General features: G+C 66.1%; 16 protein-coding genes. 9 read left to right on the top strand and 7 right to left on the bottom strand.

The window, feature by feature from the left end:
- Positions 1-13: 13 nt before the first annotated feature.
- Positions 14-670 (bottom strand): glutathione S-transferase, encoded by a 657-nt coding sequence (locus DIZ22_RS03715; protein ID WP_004207782.1) that lies wholly within the window; start codon positions 668-670, stop codon positions 14-16.
- 183 nt (positions 671-853) lie between these two features.
- On the opposite strand from DIZ22_RS03715, the gene phaZ reads away from it, so the two are divergent.
- Positions 854-2,077, top strand: coding sequence for a polyhydroxyalkanoate depolymerase (phaZ, locus tag DIZ22_RS03720; protein WP_038292992.1), 1,224 nt, complete (start codon positions 854-856; stop codon positions 2,075-2,077).
- 71 nt (positions 2,078-2,148) lie between these two features.
- On the opposite strand, the gene DIZ22_RS03725 is transcribed toward phaZ, so the two are convergent.
- Complete coding sequence (locus DIZ22_RS03725; RefSeq protein WP_048938880.1) at positions 2,149-3,204, bottom strand: hypothetical protein; 1,056 nt, start codon at positions 3,202-3,204, stop codon at positions 2,149-2,151.
- Between the two features lie 138 nt (positions 3,205-3,342).
- Here DIZ22_RS03725 and DIZ22_RS03730 point away from each other — a divergent pair, with 138 nt between their 5' ends.
- On the top strand, positions 3,343-4,272 hold the full coding sequence (locus DIZ22_RS03730) for a nitronate monooxygenase family protein (RefSeq protein WP_122927916.1): 930 nt from the start codon (positions 3,343-3,345) through the stop codon (positions 4,270-4,272).
- Between the two features lie 153 nt (positions 4,273-4,425).
- Here DIZ22_RS03730 and DIZ22_RS03735 read toward each other — a convergent pair whose 3' ends face one another.
- Positions 4,426-5,310 carry an alpha/beta hydrolase gene (locus tag DIZ22_RS03735; RefSeq protein WP_048938878.1) on the bottom strand — a complete coding sequence of 295 codons (885 nt, stop codon included), beginning with the start codon at positions 5,308-5,310 and terminating at the stop codon, positions 4,426-4,428.
- A 120-nt stretch (positions 5,311-5,430) separates the two neighbouring features.
- Complete coding sequence (locus tag DIZ22_RS03740) at positions 5,431-7,392, bottom strand: PAS domain-containing sensor histidine kinase (RefSeq protein WP_122927917.1); 1,962 nt, start codon at positions 7,390-7,392, stop codon at positions 5,431-5,433.
- Positions 7,393-7,539: 147 nt separating this feature from the next.
- Between DIZ22_RS03740 and DIZ22_RS03745 the strand changes: the two genes are divergently transcribed.
- The 3 genes from DIZ22_RS03745 to DIZ22_RS03755 all read left to right on the top strand — a co-directional run bounded on the left by DIZ22_RS03745 (position 7,540) and on the right by DIZ22_RS03755 (position 10,958).
- Positions 7,540-8,466, top strand: a complete 927-nt coding sequence (locus DIZ22_RS03745; protein ID WP_048938876.1) for a sugar kinase — start codon at positions 7,540-7,542, stop codon at positions 8,464-8,466.
- A gap of 58 nt (positions 8,467-8,524) precedes the next feature.
- Positions 8,525-9,118 carry a TetR/AcrR family transcriptional regulator gene (locus DIZ22_RS03750; RefSeq protein ID WP_048938875.1) on the top strand — a complete coding sequence of 198 codons (594 nt, stop codon included), beginning with the start codon at positions 8,525-8,527 and terminating at the stop codon, positions 9,116-9,118.
- A gap of 103 nt (positions 9,119-9,221) precedes the next feature.
- Positions 9,222-10,958: an acyl-CoA dehydrogenase gene (locus tag DIZ22_RS03755; RefSeq protein WP_048938874.1), complete on the top strand. Its 1,737-nt coding sequence runs from the start codon at positions 9,222-9,224 to the stop codon at positions 10,956-10,958.
- Here the strand turns inward: DIZ22_RS03755 and DIZ22_RS03760 are convergent.
- From DIZ22_RS03760 to DIZ22_RS03770, 3 genes are all read right to left on the bottom strand, one after another.
- Positions 10,955-11,776 carry a universal stress protein gene (locus tag DIZ22_RS03760; RefSeq protein ID WP_107917630.1) on the bottom strand — a complete coding sequence of 274 codons (822 nt, stop codon included), beginning with the start codon at positions 11,774-11,776 and terminating at the stop codon, positions 10,955-10,957. The two genes, DIZ22_RS03755 and DIZ22_RS03760, sit on opposite strands and share 4 nt — an antisense overlap.
- Positions 11,777-11,973: 197 nt before the next feature.
- The gene (locus tag DIZ22_RS03765; protein WP_048938873.1) at positions 11,974-13,599 is read right to left on the bottom strand and encodes an ATP-binding cassette domain-containing protein; all 1,626 of its coding nucleotides are present in this window, start codon (positions 13,597-13,599) and stop codon (positions 11,974-11,976) included.
- Positions 13,596-15,110 (bottom strand): ATP-binding cassette domain-containing protein, encoded by a 1,515-nt coding sequence (locus DIZ22_RS03770; RefSeq protein WP_048938872.1) that lies wholly within the window; start codon positions 15,108-15,110, stop codon positions 13,596-13,598. The genes DIZ22_RS03765 and DIZ22_RS03770 overlap by 4 nt, the downstream gene beginning before the upstream one ends.
- Before the next feature lie 143 nt (positions 15,111-15,253).
- Between DIZ22_RS03770 and DIZ22_RS03775 the strand changes: the two genes are divergently transcribed.
- From DIZ22_RS03775 to DIZ22_RS03790, 4 genes are all read left to right on the top strand, one after another.
- Entirely contained in the window at positions 15,254-16,834 is a 1,581-nt protein-coding gene (locus DIZ22_RS03775; RefSeq protein ID WP_048938871.1) for a cytochrome ubiquinol oxidase subunit I, read from the top strand.
- Positions 16,835-16,858: 24 nt separating this feature from the next.
- Positions 16,859-18,004: a cytochrome d ubiquinol oxidase subunit II gene (gene cydB, locus DIZ22_RS03780; protein WP_048938870.1), complete on the top strand. Its 1,146-nt coding sequence runs from the start codon at positions 16,859-16,861 to the stop codon at positions 18,002-18,004.
- 11 nt (positions 18,005-18,015) lie between these two features.
- Positions 18,016-18,117, top strand: a complete 102-nt coding sequence (gene cydX, locus DIZ22_RS03785) for a cytochrome bd-I oxidase subunit CydX (RefSeq protein ID WP_004207768.1) — start codon at positions 18,016-18,018, stop codon at positions 18,115-18,117.
- 83 nt (positions 18,118-18,200) lie between these two features.
- On the top strand, positions 18,201-18,896 hold the full coding sequence (locus DIZ22_RS03790; protein ID WP_048938869.1) for a carboxymuconolactone decarboxylase family protein: 696 nt from the start codon (positions 18,201-18,203) through the stop codon (positions 18,894-18,896).
- Positions 18,897-18,935: the final 39 nt, after the last annotated feature.

Genomic DNA, 18,935 nt, shown 5'->3' on the forward strand with positions numbered 1-18,935 from the left:
GGAAAGGGCCGTTTCAGAACTCGATATCCAGTTCCTCGATATCATCGGGTTCGGCGCGGGCGGCGTCGATCCATTCGCGCATCAGCGGCCAGCCGTTGATGGTGTCGCAATAGGCCGCCGACCTGGGCGAGAGTGGCACGGCATAGGTGAGGAAGCGCTGTGCCACCGGCGCGAACATGGCGTCGGCCACGGTCGGCTTTTCCCCGAACAGCCAGGGGCCGCCATAGGCGTCGAGGCATTCGGTCCAGATCGTCTCGATCCGCTCGATATCGGGCTTGGCACCCGAGAAGATCGGGAAGCGGTCATGGCGGACCTTGAGGTTCATCGGCAGGGCAGAGCGCAGATTGGCGAAGCCCGAATGAATTTCGCCCGAGACCGACCGGCAATGGGCGCGGATGATGCGTTCGGCGGGATACATGCCGACCTGGGGATAGAGTTCGTGCAGATATTCCGCGATTGCGAGCGTGTCCCAGACGCTCGCCCCTTCATGGGTGAGGCGCGGCACCAGCACCGATGGCGACAAGAGCAACAGTTCGGCGCGATTTTCCGGATCATCGATGGCGATGATCCTTTCCTCCACCTTCAGCCCGGCGAGCCGGCACAAGAGCCAGCCGCGCAGCGACCAGGAGGAATAGTTCTTGCTGGATAGAGTGAGTTCCGCGACGGCCATCCATGCTCTCCCGATACACGGTTCCCGGCCCCCAAACGCAAAATCGCAGGGGCGGTTCCCTGGCAGACATGCCGAATGTTATTTTCCATCATTCATGATGCAGTGCAACATGAAAAGCATGTATAGCGTTTAAGGGAAGAACCGAGTCGTCTCCCCCAGGTTGAACAAGGTTGTTTTGGTAATATGCGAATGCTTTACGACGGTTACCAGGCCATGGAAGACATGCTGGCCCCGGCCCGCTTCGGGGCGCAGATGGCGCTGGCGATGCGCGACCATATGGGTCCGGTCGCCGACTGGCCGATGCCGCGCCGCATGTTCGCGCTGATGGACGTGTTCCAGGGCGCGCGTATGACCCACAAGCGCCCCGCCTATGGCATTGACCGCGTCCAGACCGGCAATGCCGAGGTCGAGGTGCGCGAGGAGATCGTGCTCGACCTGCCGTTCGGCGACCTGCTGCATTTCGTGAAGGACGATGTCGAGACCGCCCAGCCCAAGGTGCTGGTGGTGGCGCCGATGTCGGGGCATTTCGCAACCCTGCTGCGCAGCACGGTGGCGACGCTGTTGCAGGACCATGACGTCTATATCACCGACTGGAAGAATGCCCGCGATGTGCCAATGGAAGCGGGGCGCTTCGGTTTCGACGAATATGTCGATTATGTGATCCAGTTCCTGCAGGATATCGGCCCCGGCGCCCATCTGGTGTCGGTGTGCCAGCCCTGCGTGCCGGCGCTGGCCGCCGTGGCGCTGATGTCCGAGGATGAGGATGCGGCGACGCCCAAGTCGATGACCCTGATGGGCGGGCCGATCGATCCGCGCGCGGCGCCGACGGTGGTCAACGAACTGGCGAACGAGAAGCCGATCGAATGGTTCGAGGAGAATCTGATCTCCACCGTGCCGTTCCGATATGCCGGGCGCGGGCGCGAGGTCTATCCCGGCTTCCTGCAACTGTCCGCCTTCATGTCGATGAACATGGAGCGACACGGGTCGCAGCATCGCGAACTGTATCAGTTGCTGGCCGACGGCAAGACGATCGAGGCCGACAAGATCAAGACTTTCTACCAGGAATATTTCGCGGTCCTCGACATGACCAAGGAATTCTACCTGGAAACGGTGGACATGGTGTTCCAGCGCATGTTGCTGGCCAAAGGGGAATTGACGGTCCATGGCCGGGCGGTGAACCCCGGCGCGATCCGCAAGACGGCGCTGCTGACGGTCGAGGGCGAAAAGGACGATGTCTGCGCGGTTGGCCAGACGTCGGCGGCCCATGGCCTTTGCACCGGTCTGCGGCCGCATCTGAAGCGCCATCATCTGCAGCCGGGCGTTGGCCATTATGGCGTCTTTTCCGGCAGCAAATGGGAAAAGCAGGTCTATCCCCAGGTGCGCAACATGATCCTGGCGATGAACTGACATCACCGGGAATGGATGTGAAAAAAGGGGCCGCTTCCTGTGGACGAAGCGGCCCCTTTTCGTTGGGTTGATCAGGCGGCTGCGCGATTGAGATAGGGCAGGCGGCTGGCGAGCGCCGGCGGCAGGCCGGTGACGATCGTGGCGCGGGCACGGTGCCAGAAGGCCGAGAGCAGCAGCAGCGTGCCGCCGATCACCAGCGCGGTGAGCGCGGCGGACAGTTCGACCGCGCCGACCTTCTGGAACAGGCTGTAGAGCGCATAGAGGACGTAGGCGAGGCTGGAGACCAGCAGTGCGCGACGGTCGATCGCCAGCGCCACCAGGCCGAAGGCGAGATAGAGCAGGATCACCAGGAAGGCCTGTCCCGCATCGACCAGCCCATGGGTGATGCCCAGCAACTGGAACAGCGAATGGGCGATCATCGGTGCGGCGGTCAGGTGCAGCCAGAAGGCGACGTCGGAGCGGCGGCTGGTGCGGCCCGGATCGCTCATGTCCCAGCGCATGGCGAGGGTGAAGATGGCAAGGCCGGCGATCAGAAGCAGGATGAAGGGCAGGGTGTGGCTGAACGGGATCAGCCACATGGCAAGGCCGCCAACGATCGCGGCCGCGCCGGCAGCACCGGCGGCGACGGTGATCGGCACCATGAAGCGGCGCCAGTGGAACCAGGCGGCGATGGCGGCGCTGAGGCCGGCGAGCGAGGCGACCAGGCCCGCGCCGTCATTCTGCGCGTCGGGGATCATCGGTCCGATCAGCAGCGCTGCGGTGAAGGCGATGCCGCCGACAAAGGCGAGCAGCAGCAGGATCGAAGGCAGCGCCATGCGCAGGCGTCGCGTGAAATATTCAGCCAGGCCCCAGGCGGTGCCAGCGACGAACAGGCCGGACACGAAGGAGGGCTGGTGCGGGGTGGTGATGCCGAGGTGAACCTCGTTTCCGAGTCCCGCGACCGCGACCAGCAGGATCACCGAGGCGATGGCGACGAAAATATCGTTGAAGCCGGTCAGCAGGCGAAAATGTTCCTCGTCCACCGAACTGGCGCGTAGCCGGGCGACATGGTCGCGCAGCGCCTGGGCGCTGGCGGGCGTCAGCGCGCCGGCCGCTACGGCATCTTGCAGATCGCTCTCGCTATACATTCTGGGGCACTCCTTGTCGGGCCTGGATCGGGATCATAGCATCACTGTATTGCTTGAGCAATACGGTTGATTTTGGCCTTTTTCCGGGCGCGGAGCGATGATAGCGCGGTTCGGACAGATAAAGGAGAGACCCCGATCATGACCCTGCCGGCTTCGCTTCAAGGCCGTTTGTCCCTGCCGCTGATCGGGTCGCCGATGTTCATCATCTCGCAGCCGGAACTGGTGATCGCTCAGTGCCGTGCCGGCATCGTCGGCGCCTTTCCATCGCTCAATGCGCGCCCGTCCGGCACGTTCGAGGCCTGGTTGCGGCAACTGGGTGCGGAACTGACCGATCAGGATGCGCCCTTTGCCGTCAATCTGATCGTCCACCGCACCAATGCGCGGCTGGAAGAGGATCTGGCGCTGTGCGTCAAATATAAGGTGCCGATCGTCATCACCTCGCTGGGCGCGCAGGAGAAGGTGAATGAGGCGATCCACAGCTATGGCGGCATCGTGCTGCACGACGTCATCAACAATGTCTTTGCCAGGAAGGCGATCGAAAAGGGCGCCGATGGCCTGATCGCGGTGGCGGCGGGCGCGGGCGGGCATGCCGGCACGCTGTCGCCCTTTGCCCTGGTCCAGGAAATCCGCGAATGGTTCGACGGGCCGCTGGCGCTGTCGGGCGCGATCGCGACCGGTCGGTCGATCGCGGCGGCGCGGATGATGGGCGCGGACCTTGGCTATATGGGGTCGCCCTTCATCGCCACGACCGAGGCGAACGCGCTCGACGCCTACAAGGACATGATCGTCGATAGCGCATCGGCCGACATCGTCTATTCCGACGTCTTCACCGGGGTGCTGGGCAATTATCTGCGCCCCAGCATCGTCGCGTCGGGGCTGGACCCGGACAAGCTGCCCAAGGCGGCCGACATGGATTTCGCCAGCCTGGCCGGCGACAAGAAGGCGTGGCGCGACGTGTGGGGCGCGGGCCAGGGCATTGGCGCGATCAAGGCGGTGCAGCCGGCGGGCGCCTTCATCGCCCAGCTGAAGGCGGAATATCAGGCGGCGGTTTCAGGCTTCATTGCCTGAGGGCTTGTCTGGGCATGCGCTTCCGGCGCATCCGCACCCCCACCCGACCGCCCAGACATGGTATCCTGATGGGCGGTCGGGTGGGGGTGCGGGCTGGTGCCGCATCGAAAATGCGCTCTTGCGCGTTTTCCAAACAGGCCCTGAGGCCGTACCTCATTCCGCCAGGAAGACGCGCAGTTCCTTGACGAACATCTCGAACTGGTCGTGATGCAGCCAGTGGCCGGCATGGGGAAATTCCACCAGCCGGGCCTGCTGGAAATGGGCGATGCGGCCATCCTTGACCGGGTTTGACGCCCAACTGTCGAGGCCGAGGCACAGCAGCGTCGGGCAGGTGATGCGGCGCCAGAAGTCGGGCAGATTTTCGTCTGTGCCGGCCTGGGGGGCGGCGCCGTGCAGATAGGGATCGAACTTCCAGCTATAGCTGCCATCCTCGTTGCGGTTCACGCCGTGGAGGGTGAGGTGCAGCGCCTGTTCGACCGACAGATGGTCGTTGCGTTCGCGCATGCGGGCGACTGCGGCCTCGATCGTGGCATAATGGCGCGGCGAGCGGCGGGCATTGGTGCGACGGGTGTCGATCCAGCCCTTCCATGTCTCTTCGGTACTGCGTTTTGCCTGTTCGGCGATGCGGTCGGGCGACAGGCCCAGCCCCTCGATCGCGACCACGCGCGCGACGCTTTCGGGGTATAGGCCGGTATAACGCAGGCTGATCGATCCGCCCAGCGAATGGCCGACGATGGTGACCGGCCGGCGATCGAGCAATTCGACCAGCTGGGCCAGGTCATAGACATAATTGGCCATCATGTAGGAGCCGTCCGACGACCAGCCGCTGTCGCCATGACCACGCAGGTCGGGGCAGATGACATGATAGTCGCGGGCGAGCGAACGCGCGGTCCAGTCCCAGCTGCGTGCATGGTCGAAACCGCCATGGACCAGGATCAGCGGCGGCGCCGACGGATTGCCCCAGTCGAGATAGTGAAGCCGCGTCCGCAGGGATGTGAAGAAATGCGATGTCGGCGTCGGATGCGTGGCTTTGTTCATGCGATCCTGTGGAGTTGCTGGCGGTCAGGATGCAATCGCCATCGGCCATGCGCATGACGATGGCAAGACATAAGGCCAAGAAAATATGTGAAATTCTGTCACATATTGTCGGGGATGACTTCAGGGATGGCTATCGGTGCCGATGGGAACCAGTCGGCGGAGAGCGCTGTCGTGGCGGATGCGGTGGACCATCATCGCCAGTTCCGCCTGGCGGAAAGGCTTGTCGAGGCGCAGGCGACGGCTGGCATCGGCGGGCAGTTCGGCATAGCCGGTGATGATGAGCACGGGCAGGTCGGGATAGGCCTGCTCGATCGCGTCGGCCAGTTGCGCGCCGGTCATGCCGGGCATGGCATGATCGGTGACGACCAGATCGATGCGACCCTGCTCCAGCATGTGCAGCGCTTCCCGTCCCGATCCGGCCTGGAACACGGTATGGCCCATCGTTTCCAGCATGCCGGCGGTATTGGTCAGCACCAGATCATCATCATCGACCGCCAGGATGACCAGCGGTTCGGTTTCCAGCTCGTCCGGTTCGCACGGGACGGCCGCCCGCTCGTTGCTGGCGTCGGTCAGGGCGACGGGTAGCCAGATGGACACGCTGGTCCCCTTGCCGGGCTGGCTGGCGATGGTCATCGCGCCGCCGCATTGCTGGGTGAAGCCGTGGATCATCGACAGGCCAAGGCCGGTGCCCTTGCCCACCCCCTTGGTGGTGAAGAAGGGTTCGCGGGCACGGGCCAGCGTCGCCTCATCCATGCCTTCGCCTTCGTCCGTGACCGTAAGGCGGATGAAGCTGCCCGCTGCGAGATCGGGCTGGTCGCCCAGCGCCAGCGTAATCTCGCTGCCCTCGATCAACAGGCGGCCCCCGTCGGGCATGGCGTCGCGCGCATTGACCGCCAGATTGATCAGCGCCAGTTCCAGTTGGGCCGGGTCGGCATGGGCCGGGCGCAGCGACAGCGGGAAGCGCGTCTCGATCGCGACGCTGCTGCCGATGGTGGTCTTGAGCAGATCGGCCATGCCATGTATCAGGCCGATGCAGTCGACCTGTTCCAGCTTGAGTTCCTGCTTGCGGGCAAAGGCGAGCATCCGCTGGGTCAGGGTGGCGCCGCGATCGGCGGCGGACATGGCATTGTCAAGATAGCGGCTGATATCAGCACCGGCCGCAAGACGCTGCCGCGCGAGATCGAGGCTACCGACGATCACGGCCAGAAGATTGTTGAAATCATGGGCGACACCGCCGGTCAGCTTGCCGATGGCGTCCATTTTCTGGCTCTGGAAGATCGCCTCGCGCGCCTGCTCCAGCGCCTGGGCCGCCTGACGCCGTTCGGTAAGATCGCGGGTGATCTTGGCGAAGCCCAGCAGTTCGCCGGCCGGATCGCGGATCGGATCGATCACGACGCTGGCCCAGAAACGGGTGCCATCCTTGCGGATGCGCCAGCCCTCCGCCTCGAACCGGCCTTCGCGTTGGGCGGTATCGAGCGCACGGGAGGGGAGGCCGGCCATGCGGTCTTCCTCCGAATAGAAGCGGGCGAAATTCTGGCCCATAATCTCTTCGGCGCTATAGCCCTTGAACCGTTCGGCACCGCTATTCCAGCTGGTGATCGTGCCGACCGGATCGATCATGTAGATGGCATAGTCGGTGACGCTCTGCACCAGCAGGCGGAAGCGTTCCTCGCTGCGGCGCAGTTCCTCCTGCGCGGCGCGGCGTTCGGTCAGGTCGCGGGTGACTTTGGCAAAGCCGAGCAGATGGCCGGCGGGGTCGCGGATCGGATCGATCACCACATTGGCCCAGAAGCGGGTGCCATCCTTGCGCAGGCGCCACCCTTCCGCCTCGAACCGCCCTTCGACCTCGGCGGTGCGCAGTACGGCGGCGGGCACATGGGCGGCGCGGTCCTCCTCCGTATAGAAAGCGGAAAAGTGCTGGCCGATAATCTCGTCGGCGCTGTACCCCTTGATGCGCTGCGCCCCGCTATTCCAGCTGACGACGAAGCCGGCCGGATCGAGCATGAAGATCGCATAGTCGGTGACGCTCTGGACCAGCAATTCGAACCGGTTGACCGGCTGGCCTGTCTCTGTCGTCCCCATTTCCGCCCCTGACATTTTCGATCCTGTATCTTTGCCTATGGCAAACGCGGCACGATGCAATCTGTTCCGCCATATGGGACGGGATCGCAACGGCTTGACTTCATGGGGCAGGCCCCGCACGACGCTGCTTCAATCAGAGAGGATCACATGGCAAGCGACGCGACTATCACCGTCATCGGCGAGGCAATGCTGGAACTGAGCCGGGGCAGCGGCGATGGCTGGAACCTGCGCTATGGTGGCGATGTCATCAACACCGCGATCCACCTGGCGCGGGCCGGGGACAAGGTGCGCTTTGCCAGCGCGATCGGCGCCGATCCAATGAGCGAGGATTTGCGCAAGGCTTGGGAAGCGGAAGGCGTCGATACCGGCCTGCTGATCGGCACACCCGGCCGGACCACCGGCCTCTATGCGATCGAGACGGATGAGACCGGCGAGCGCAGCTTCCATTATTGGCGCGGCGAGGCCGCGGCGCGGGCGATGTTCGACCTGCCCGAAAGCGGCGCGATGGTTGATGCCGCCGCCCAGTCGGACCTGCTCTATTTTTCGCTGATCACGCTTGCGATCCTGCCCGATGCCGGCCGCGAGGCGTTGCTGGCGCTGTGCGAACGGGTGAAGGCACGGGGCGGCCGGATCGCCTTCGACGGCAATTACCGGCCGCGCCTGTGGAGCGACGCCGCGACCGCGCGGGCGTGGCGCGACCGGGCGATCGCGCTGTGCGACATCGGGTTGCCGACTCTGGCGGACGAGGTCGAAATGGGCGAGGCGGATGATGCCGCCGACGCCGCGGCCCGCTGGGGCGCGGGTGATGGGCGCGAGATCGTGGTCAAGCTGGGCGCCGAAGGCTGTCTGGTCGGTGGCGCGCTCGTGCCGCCGCCGGCGCGGGTCGATGTCGTGGATTCGAGCGGCGCGGGCGATGCCTTTAACGGCGGCTATCTGCATGCGCGGCTGGCCGGCGCGGAGCCGGCAGAGGCGGCATTGGCCGGGCACCGTCTGGCCGGCTGGAATATCGGTCGGCGCGGTGCGATCCCGGCGCGCGACGCCGATGCGCCCTATGGCCAGAAGGTGCCGGCCTGAGCCGGGAGCGATCGCACGGGGCGTGGCCTGTGGTCCCGCCCTGTGCTAGCGCGCTGACATGACGATCGGGGATGCCGCATCGGCGGGCGGGCGCGACGAAGGATCGGGCCGCCGCCGCCAGATATTGGAAATCGCCGCGCAGCTTTTTGCGCGCAAGGGCTATCGCGGCACGTCGATGCGCGACATTGGCGAGCAGGCCGGGGTGCTGGGCGGATCGCTCTACCACCATATTAAGTCGAAGGACGCGCTGTTCGTCGAACTGCATAATGGCGCGCTGGATGCGGCCGAGGCGCGGATCGCGGCGGCGGTCGCGACGCAGGCCGATCCCTGGGCGCGGCTGGAGGCGGCTTGCGCCAGCCTGCTGGATATTCAGTTGGCGGCGGATTCGCTGACCATGCCGATGATGAATGATTTTCGCGCGGTGCCGGATGGCGTGCGCGACCAGCTTGTGGCGCGCCGCGACCGGTTCGAGCAATTGTTCCGGGATCTGGTGGCGGCGCTGCCGCTGCCGGCCGACATCGACCGTTCGCTCTATCGCACGTTGCTGCTCAGCCAGCTCAATTCTGCGGCCGACTGGTATCGTGATGGCCGGCTGACGCGGCCGCAGATCGCCGCGCAGATCGTCGCCATTTTTCGCCACGATCGGTTATAGTCTGGGCGTCAACGGTGTGCGTCGCAGCGGCAAGGATGCCGTGCGCGTTTGACTGTAACAGATGTTTGGTATAGCTGATCCGCAGCAAATTTGGAGAGGTTCGATGTACAGCTATGTTCCGCCGATCGACGATTATCGCTTCCTGCTGAGCGAGGTGCTGGGCTTCGACCAGGCGATGGCGGAGCTGAACAAGGATGTCGACGCCGACCTGGCCGTGACCGTGCTGGACGAGGCCGGGCGCATGTGCGCCGAGCGCCTGGCGCCGCTCAACCGCGAAGGCGACGAGCATGGCAGCCAGTTGATCGACGGCGCGGTGCGGACGCCGCCCGGCTTTGCCCAGGCCTATCGCGACTTTGCCGATGCCGGCTGGGCGGCGCTGTCGGCCGATCCCGACCATGGCGGGCAGGGGCTGCCCTTCATCCTGCAGCTGTGGCTGGACGAGATGCTGTCGGCCGCGAACCTGTCCTTTGGCCTGTTCCCCGGCCTGACCCGTGGCGCTTGCGAGGCGATCGCCGCCCATGCCAGCGAGGAACTTAAGGCGACCTATTTGTCGCGCATGGTGAGCGGCGAATGGACCGGCGCGATGGCGTTGACCGAAAGCAGTGCGGGCACCGACCTTGCCCTGCTGAAGACCAAGGCCGAGCCGCAAGGCGATGGCCGCTATGCGGTGACCGGCACGAAGATCTTCATCTCGTCGGGCGACCATGATTTCGGCGGTAATATCGTCCATCTGGTGCTCGCGCGCCTGCCCGATGCGCCGGCGGGGGTGAAGGGGATCAGCCTGTTCCTGGTGCCCAAATTCCTGCCCGGCGCGGACGGTGCCTTCGACCAGCGCAACAGCATGTCGGTCGGCGCGCTGGAGAAGAAGATGGGCATCCATGCCCAGCCGACCTGCGTCATGAATTATGACGGCGCGACCGGCTGGCTGGTGGGTGAGGCGCATCGCGGCCTGGCCGCCATGTTCACGATGATGAATGCCGAGCGGTTGATGGTCGGCATCCAAGGGCTTGGCATTGCCGGCGCTGCCTATCAGCAGGCGGCGGGCTATGCCAAGGAACGGCTGCAGGGTCGCAGTGCGGACAATCAGCGCGCGCCGGTGGCGATCATCGAACATGCCGATGTTCGCCGGATGCTGCTCAATATCCGCAGTTTCGTGGAGGCCGGGCGCGCGCTGGCGGGCTGGACCGCGCTGCAGCATGACCGATCGCAGCACCACGCCGACGCCGGCGAGCGCGCCAGGTCCGACGCGCTGGTGGCGCTGCTGACGCCGGTGGTGAAGGCATCCTTCACCGATTTCGGGTTCGAAAGCGCGGTGCAGGCGCAGCAGGTCTTTGGCGGCCATGGCTACATCCGCGAATGGGGCATGGAACAATATGTGCGCGATGCGCGCATCGCCCAGATTTATGAAGGCACCAATGGCGTGCAGGCGGCAGACCTGGTCGGGCGCAAGCTGCCGATGGCGGGCGGCGCGGTGGTCGAAGGCTATTTCGCCCTGATCGCGGCCGATGTGGAAGCAGCCGGTGGGAGCGTGATCGCGCGCAGCACCTGCACGGCGCTCGACGCGCTGCGCACGGCGACGGCGGCCCTGCAGGGCGCGGACATGGATGCAGCCGGCGCGGCGGCTGTCGATTATCTGCGCCTGTTCGCGCTGGTGTCGATGGGCTGGATGTGGACCCGGATGGCGCAGGCGGCCGCGCAGGGCAACAGCCCGCTGCATCAGGCGAAGCTGAAGCTGGCCGACTATTTCGCGCTGCGCGTTTTGCCGCAGGCGCAGGGCCTCGCCGCCACGATCGCCGCCGGTGAAGCGTCGATCATGGCGTTGGAGATCGACGCCTTCTAATCGCGCACCATCAACACGTCGCAGGGCGCGCCTTCGAGCAATTCGGAGGCGCGGCTGCCGATCAGTGCATGGACGAAGCCGCTGCGACCATGGGCGCCCAGCACCAGCAGGTCGATATCGCGTTGTGCGATCAGGGTCGGCAGCACCTCGCCGGCGCGACCCTCGATCAGTTCGACCTGGAACGGGCGGGCTTGGCCGGCCAGTTCCGGACGAGCGGCAAATTCGGCGCTTTCCCGTTCCGCTTCCGACCGGGCGAAGGCCAAGGTCTGGTCGGGATCGAGGCGGGAGGGGAAGCCGCCATCATAGACATGGACCAGATCGAGCCGCGCCTTGGGAAACAGCATCGCGGTCATCTGCACGGCATGGAGCGAGCAGTCGGAAAAGTCGGTGGCGATCAGGATGCGCCGATAGGGATGGCGCGGCCGTTCCTTGACCACCAGCACCGGCACGGGCGAACGCCGGACCAGATAATCGACCGCCGTGCCCAGGATGAAGTCGCCGACATGATTGTGGCGGGCCGGGCCGACGACGATCACCGCGCTGCCCCGCTCCTTGCCCAGTTCCGCGATGGTTTCGGGCGCGCGGCCCTGGATCAGCACCGGTTCGACCGGCGCGGCGACGCCCTCGGTCAGCTTGGCGATGACCCGTTTGGCGCGATCGGAGGCGCGGGCGACATGGGCGGCATCGCCCTTGTCCAGCGCATGGGCGACGAGCAGCGTGCCGCCCAGATCGGTCGCCAGTTCGACGGCCCGGTCAAAGGCCCGGTCGCTGCGGGCGGTCAGATCGGTGGCGATGAGGATGGTTGGCGGCACGAACATCTCCCTGTCTGGTCAGGTGGTAGCTAAGCGCCCGTTTGAGAAAGCCGGTTCCAGCCCGCGCCCCCGCCCAACCACCCGACAGGATGACACTGGATCGGGTGGTTGGGCGGGGGCGCGGGCTGGAACCGTACTGGAAATCGCCCTTTCGCGATTTTTCAAACAGGCTCTAAGCGCTTGCAAGACAAAGCCTATCATCCTCACGCCGCGCTTGCCACTCCGGGTAGACCCTGGCCCGGCAGGGGGGCGATTGCAGACACCGGCACCTGTCGGTCGGTCAGCGTGAGTGGCGCGGGGCGGTGCGAAATCAGGATCAGGCCGGTGCCGGTCCGGTCGAGCCAGATGCGCAGCCGGCTGATCAGAAGCGCCTCGGTCGCGGCGTCCAGCCCCTCGGTCGGCTCGTCCAGCAACAGCCAGGGACGACCGGTCAGCAGCGCGCGTGCCAGCGACAGCCGCTTGCGTTCGCCGCCTGACAAGGTGCCGCCGGCTTCACCCAGCCGATAGTCGATGCCACCGGGCAGGCTGGCGATGCGCTGGTCGAGACAGGCGACATGCAGCGCATCGGCCATATCGGCCGCATCGATGCCGGGCCGGGCGATGCGCAGATTGTCGGCGATGCTGCCGGCCAGCATCGGCGCGTCCTGGGGCGAGAGGGCGAACTGGTCGCGCAGCGCCGGCCCGGAGCAGGCTGCCAGCGGATGGCCGCCAAGCGCGACATCGGCCGTAACCGGACGCAGCCCGGCCAGACCCTCCGCAAGCAGGCTCTTGCCCGAACCGGAGCGGCCAGTGGCGGCGACCCGCGCACCGGGGCGCAACTCGATGCCGCCCAAACGGATGACTTGGGCTGTCGCGGCGGATGGCGCAGGCGCATCGTCCAGCGGCAGTGCATCAAGCGCGGCCAGCCGGGCAAGGCCGGCATCGACGCTGGCCTGGCGGAAGGCGGTGCGCGACAGCCCGGCCATCGCCTCCACCGCGCCGGCGCTGGCCAGCAAGGCAAGCGCGACCAGCGGCGCGGGGGCATCGGCGCCGAGCAGCACCAGCATGACCGCCAGCGCGCTATAGGCCGCGAGCAGGGCGGCCTGCACGCCTTCGCCGATGAACAGGCGGGCGCGGGCCCGGTCGAGTCGGTGCGTGAGGGGTGCCAATTCGGCCATCACGCGATCCCCCAGTCCATAGGCCGCGATTTCCGCGCGGGCGCTCGCCAGTTCGACATAGCGCGCGCGCATTGCGCCGAGCGCATCGGCGGCCTGCTGTGCGGGGCCTTCGGTCAGGCGGCAGGCAAGGATGCGCAGCAAGAGCGGCAGGGCGGCGAGCATGACCGCCAGCAGCAGGGCCGACAGCCAGCCGCCGCTCGCCGCCAGCATCACGCCGGCCAGCGCCGCCATCAATCCGGCGATCCGGCTGGGGCGGCGCACCACCAGATCCTCCAGCGCGTCGATGTCGCCGGTCAGCCGCGCGGCGGCGTCGCCGCTGGACAAGGGCAGGGCGGTGCGGCTGTCCTGAGCGGCGAGGCGCGCGAACAGGCTGGCGCGCAGGCCGCCCATGGCTTCGAGCGCGGCGCGGTGCGACCAGAGCCGCTCGCCATAGCGCGAGACTGTGCGCAATATGGCGAGCAGCCGGATCGCGGCGCTGGGCACCAGATAGTTGAACGCCTGCACGGCGACCGTGCCGGCCGCTCCGGCCATGGCGGCGGCAGTCAGGAACCAGCCGGCCAGCGCCAGCAACGCAATGCCGGCCAGCGCCGCAATGACGGCGCACAGCGTCGCGCGGCGCAGCAGCATCGCGGAGCCTGTCGCCTTGTCGAGCGCGATCCGGATCGGGTTCACAGCATCACCTCCAGACGGGCGGCGGCGGTCAGGCGATGATCGTGGGTGGCGACCAGGATCGCCCGCTCGGCCGACAAGGCGACCAGCAGGGCGATGATGTCGGCGGCGCTCTCCGCATCCAGATCGGCGGTGGGTTCGTCGCAGAGCAGAACGGGCCGTTCGGACAGGATGGCGCGGGCGAGGCCGATGCGCCGCCGTTCGCCGCCCGACAGGCCCGCCCCCTGATGATCGATGGCAAGGTCCAGCCCTTCGGGCCGCGCGGCCAGCATCGGCGTCAAGCCGACACGCGCGGCAACCTGCGCGATCTCCGCTCGGTCGGCATCGGGGCGGGCGAGGGCGATATTGTCGGCCAGGCTGCCGGGCAGCAGCAGCGGCCGCTGGGCCGCCCAGGCGATGCGCGCGGGATCTACCGGAGAGAGTTCGCCCGAGGCCGGGTCAATCTGTCCGGCGATCGCGGCGAGCATGCTGGTCTTGCCGCTGCCGGTCGGGCCGGTGAGGGCGATCAGGTCATGCGGCTTGAGCATCAGGCTGACCGGACCGATTCCAGAGCCGATGCCGATCCGCAAATCCTTGAGATGAAGGCCATCGAACGGCGCGCTGGCCGGATGCAGCGCGGCCTCCACGTCCGGCAGGGCGGCAGCGATTGCCTTGTCCGCCGCTTCGCCCATCTGCTTGTCATGATAGGCCGCGGCCAAGCGGCGCATCGGCAGGTAGAATTCCGGCGCCAGCGCCAACGCGAACAGCGCGGCGCGCAGCTCCAGTGTTTCGGGGGCGGGGAAGGGTAGCAGGCCAAGCAGCGCAAAACCGCAATAGACCGCGACCAGCGCCACCGAGAGCGCCGCGAAAAATTCCAGCACGGCCCCCGACAGGAAGGCGACGCGCAGCACCGCGCCGGTGCGGGTCGCTGCCTCCTGCGCGGCGCCCGCCACTTGTCGGCTGATCCGCACCTGCGCGCCATGATGACGGATCAGCGGCAGCGCGCGCAGCCGGTCGACGAACAGGCCCGACAATTCGGCCAAGGCCGCCAGTTGCCGCTCCGCCGCCGCCCGCGCCGCCGTGCCCGCCAGCACCATGCCGAAGGCGAAGGGGAGCAAGGTTGCCAGCATGATCGCGGCGCAAACCCAGCTTGCGGTCGCGACGATGGCGGCGACCAGCAGCGGCCCCAGCGCCGCCGCCTTGCGGATCGGCAGGAAGCGGGCGCCATGCGCCTCGATCGCGGCGAGATGGTCGATCGCCAGCGTGGCATTCTCGCCCGCCAGCAACGGACGGGCCAGCCGTCCGCCCAGCAGCCGGGGCAGCAGCGTCGATCGCCGCGCGGCGACGATGCGCTGGGCCGACCGGATCGCCTGGACATGGGCCAGCATCAGCCCGGCCGCACGCACCAGCCCGCCGGCCAAGAGCAGCAGCGGCGACCGCCAGCCGATCGCGACGCCATCGGCCAGCGCACTGACACCCTGCGCCAGTCCCGCCGCGAAAAGAGCGGCGCCGATGATGTCGATGACCCAACCCATGCCTGCGGTTTTCCCTAGCTAGACCTTGCGTCCCATTCATTTAGGTTTGGCGGCAGAATATAATTTGATCTGTCTCAATGATGTAGCGCCGTCACGTCCATATTTCGCCAGCCAACTTGGTTCAGGGAAGAAAGGGGGTCGCGATGATAAGCATGGCCGTCGTTGAATTATCCAGGCTGCAATTCGCTCTCACAGCTTTATACCATTTCCTGTTCGTGCCCCTGACACTGGGCCTTTCCTTCATGCTCGTCATCATGGAAAGCGTCTATGTCATGACGGACCGGCCGATCTGGCGGGATATCACCCGCTTCTGGGGCAAGCTGTTCGGGATCAACTTCGTCCTTGGCGTGGCCACCGGCCTCACCATGGAGTTCGAATTCGGCACCAACTGGGCCTATTATTCTCACTATGTCGGCGACATTTTCGGCGCGCCGCTGGCGATCGAGGGCCTGATGGCCTTCTTCCTGGAGGCGACCTTCGTCGGCCTCATGTTCTTCGGCTGGGATCGCCTGTCGAAGCGCGGCCATCTGCTCACCACCTTCATGGTGGCGCTGGGGTCGAACCTGTCGGCGCTGTGGATATTGGTCGCCAATGGCTGGATGCAGCATCCCACCGGCGCGACCTTCAACCCGCAGACGATGCGGATGGAAGTGACCGACTTCATGGCGGTGATCTTCAATCCGGTCGCCCAGGCGAAGTTCGTCCACACCGTCAGCGCCGGCTATGTCTGTGCCAGCGTCTTCGTGCTGGGCGTGTCGGCCTTTTATCTGCTCAAGGGCAAGCATGTCGCCATCGCCAAGCGCTCCTTCACCGTCGCGGCCGCCTTTGGCCTTGCCGCGTCGCTGTCGGTCGTCGTGCTGGGTGACGAAAGCGGCTATGCGCTGACCGAGAACCAGAAGATGAAGCTCGCCGCGATCGAGGGCATGTGGCAGACCGAGCCTGCACCGGCCGGCCTGACCCTGTTCGGCCTGCCGTCCAACAGCGGGCGCGAGACCACGCATGAGATCAAGATACCCTATGTGCTGGGCCTCATCTCCACCCGCAGCCTGACCGGCGAAGTCACCGGCATCAACCAGCTGGTCGACACCGCCAAGGTGCGGATCGCCGCCGGCATCATCGCCTATGATGCGGTCGAGACACTGAAGGTCGATCGCAACGACCTGGTCGCGCGGGAAGCGTTCGAGCGCAACAAGGCGGATCTGGGCTATGCCCTGCTGCTGAAGCGCTTCATCGCCGATCCGCGCCAGGCCGATGCCGCGACGATCGAGAAGGCGGCCTGGAGTACCGTGCCCAATGTGCCGGCGATCTTCTGGATGTTCCGCATCATGGCGGGGCTGGGCTTTGCCTTCATCGCCTTCTTCGCGACCGCCTTTGCCTTCTCGTCGATGCGGCGGTTCGATGCGCGCTGGTTCCTGAAACTGGCCCTGTTCATGATGCCGATGCCCTGGATCGCGATCGAGGTCGGCTGGGCGGTGGCGGAAATCGGGCGCCAGCCCTGGGCGGTGGACGGCGTGCTGCCGACCTTCCTCGCCGCCTCCAGCCTGACGGTGCCGCAATTGTGGACCACCATCATCGGCTTCACCCTGCTCTACGGTATCCTGGCGGTGATCGAGGTGAAGCTGATGCTCGCCACCATCGCCAAGGGGCCGGAACGCTATGTCCCCTGGCGGCCTGACAGCCCCGCCGAGCCGGCGCCCGATTTCCGCGCCGTGCCCGCCGAATGACGCCCGCCAACCGGAGTTAGGACAATGACCATTCCGCTCGATTATGAAACGCTGCGCGTCATCTGGTGGCTGCTGCTGGGCGTGCTGCTGATCGGCTTCGCCCTTACCGACGGCTTTGACCTGGGATCGGCGGCCTTGCTGCCCTTTGCCGGCCGGACCGACGAGGAACGGCGCATGATCATCAACAGCGTTGGCGCCACCTGGGAAGGGAACCAGGTCTGGTTCATCCTGGGCGGCGGCGCCATCTTTGCCGCCTGGCCCTTCGTCTATGCCGTCAGCTTTTCCGGCTTCTATCTCGCCATGTTCCTGGTGCTGTCGGCGCTGATTCTGCGACCCGTCGGCTTCAAATATCGCTCGAAGAAACCGGACGCTCGCTGGCGTGCCGGCTGGGACTGGGCGCTGTTCGTCGGCGGCCTGGTGCCCGCGCTCGTCTTTGGCGTCGCGGTCGGCAATGTGCTGGTCGGTGCGCCCTTCCGCCTCGATGGCGATCTGCGCATGTTCTATGAAGGATCGCTGCTGGGCCTGTTCACGCCCTTCACCCTGCTGACCGGCCTGCTGTCGGTCGCGATGCTGGTGCTGCATGGCGCCGGCTGGCTCAGCCTCAAGACGCAGGGGCCGGTGCTGCAGCGCGTGCGCCTCTATGGTCAGGGCGCAGCGATCCTGTCGATCCTGCTGTTCGCCATCGGCGGGCTGTTCGTCGCCTGGAGCGGTATGGGCTATCGCGTCGATGGCGTGATCGATCCCAATGGCCCGTCCAACCCGCATCTGGGCGGCGCGGTCGCGGCGGCGGGCGCCTGGCTCGACAATTATGCGGCGCATCCCTGGATGCTGCTGGCGCCGATCCTGGGCTTTGCGGGGCCGGTGCTGGCACTGCTGGGCATTCGTGGCCGGCGCGACACGTTGGTCTTTGCCGGCTCGTCGATCGCCAATGTCGGCATCATCAGCACCGTCGGCCTGTCGATGTTCCCCTTCATCCTGCCCAGCTCGATCGATCCGGGGTCCAGCCTGACCGCATGGAATGCCTCGTCCAGCCACGGCACCTTGTTCACCATGCTGATCTGCACCGTCATCTTCCTGCCGATCGTGCTGGCCTACACGGCCTGGGCCTATAAGGTGATGTTCGGCCGGGTGACCGACCGCGAAATCCGCCTCAACCCCGACTTTTACTAAGGATCCGACCTATGTGGTATTTTGCCTGGATATTGGGCGTCGGCCTGGCCGTCGGCTTCGGCATCCTCAATGGCGTCTGGCACGAGTTTCATTCGGAACCCGGCGAATATTGAGCTGACAGATAGCGCCCCGGCGGTTTGACACAGCCGGGGCGTCGCGCCACCCCATCGCGGCCAGAAGAACGCAGGGGAAGGGCATGGACGGAGAGGCCGCAACCGCCCGCATCGCGCGCCGCCATGCCCAGATATTGGGCGATGCGCCCCGCATCGAAGCGCTGAGCATCGACGAATATAGCGCCGATCTCGACCCGCTGATCCGGCAGATGATCGCCATCAACCAGAGCATCGACGCGCGCGAGGCGGACCTGCTGACCGACGTAACCGAAGCCCAGGCGCAGGGGCAGGGCGACATGTCCGTTGTGTTGGCGCGTCTGCCCGAAATCATTCGCACCATGATGCGCCATCCCGCGCTGTTCGCCCGCCAGACCGATGTTGGCGTCACGCTGCTGACGCAGGGCAAGCTTTCTGCGCGCGATCGGGAAATGGCGATCCTGCGCGTCGCCTGGCTCTGTCAGGCGCCCTATGAATGGGGCGAGCATGTGATGATCGCGCGCCATGCCGGCATCGGTCGGGACGAGGTGGAGCGGATCGTGACCGGTTCGGCCGATCCGGGTTGGAACGACCATGACCGGGCGATCCTGCGCGCCGTCGAGGAACTGCATGGCGACGCCATGATCGCCGACGCAACCTGGGCCGTGCTGGCTGCGCGTCTGGACGAGGCGCAACTGATCGAACTGACGGTCCTGATCGGCCAATATCAGGCCGTGGCCTATTATCAGAACAGCCTCAAGCTGCGCCTGCACGGCGGCAACAAGGGGCTGTCCGCCCGATAAGCCCGGCCGTCAGATCGGTTCAGTTGGCCGGTTCAGCCG

This window comes from Sphingobium sp. LF-16 (genome assembly GCF_003711185.1).
Classification (GTDB): Bacteria; Pseudomonadota; Alphaproteobacteria; order Sphingomonadales; family Sphingomonadaceae; genus Sphingobium; species Sphingobium yanoikuyae_A.

Excerpts from the sequence above, each read along its gene's own strand:
- phaZ (WP_038292992.1), top strand. The coding sequence starts at position 854 with ATGCGAATGCTTTACGACGGTTACCAGGCCATGGAAGACATGCTGGCC.
- DIZ22_RS03770 (WP_048938872.1), bottom strand. The coding sequence starts at position 15,110 with ATGGGTTGGGTCATCGACATCATCGGCGCCGCTCTTTTCGCGGCGGGA.
- DIZ22_RS03745 (WP_048938876.1), top strand. The coding sequence starts at position 7,540 with ATGGCAAGCGACGCGACTATCACCGTCATCGGCGAGGCAATGCTGGAA.
- DIZ22_RS03775 (WP_048938871.1), top strand. The coding sequence starts at position 15,254 with ATGATAAGCATGGCCGTCGTTGAATTATCCAGGCTGCAATTCGCTCTC.
- DIZ22_RS03790 (WP_048938869.1), top strand. The coding sequence starts at position 18,201 with ATGGACGGAGAGGCCGCAACCGCCCGCATCGCGCGCCGCCATGCCCAG.
- DIZ22_RS03725 (WP_048938880.1), bottom strand. The coding sequence starts at position 3,204 with ATGTATAGCGAGAGCGATCTGCAAGATGCCGTAGCGGCCGGCGCGCTG.
- DIZ22_RS03760 (WP_107917630.1), bottom strand. The coding sequence starts at position 11,776 with ATGTTCGTGCCGCCAACCATCCTCATCGCCACCGATCTGACCGCCCGC.
- DIZ22_RS03750 (WP_048938875.1), top strand. The coding sequence starts at position 8,525 with ATGACGATCGGGGATGCCGCATCGGCGGGCGGGCGCGACGAAGGATCG.
- DIZ22_RS03740 (WP_122927917.1), bottom strand. The coding sequence starts at position 7,392 with ATGGGGACGACAGAGACAGGCCAGCCGGTCAACCGGTTCGAATTGCTG.
- DIZ22_RS03715 (WP_004207782.1), bottom strand. The coding sequence starts at position 670 with ATGGCCGTCGCGGAACTCACTCTATCCAGCAAGAACTATTCCTCCTGG.
- DIZ22_RS03735 (WP_048938878.1), bottom strand. The coding sequence starts at position 5,310 with ATGAACAAAGCCACGCATCCGACGCCGACATCGCATTTCTTCACATCC.
- DIZ22_RS03730 (WP_122927916.1), top strand. The coding sequence starts at position 3,343 with ATGACCCTGCCGGCTTCGCTTCAAGGCCGTTTGTCCCTGCCGCTGATC.
- cydB (WP_048938870.1), top strand. The coding sequence starts at position 16,859 with ATGACCATTCCGCTCGATTATGAAACGCTGCGCGTCATCTGGTGGCTG.
- DIZ22_RS03755 (WP_048938874.1), top strand. The coding sequence starts at position 9,222 with ATGTACAGCTATGTTCCGCCGATCGACGATTATCGCTTCCTGCTGAGC.
- cydX (WP_004207768.1), top strand. The coding sequence starts at position 18,016 with ATGTGGTATTTTGCCTGGATATTGGGCGTCGGCCTGGCCGTCGGCTTC.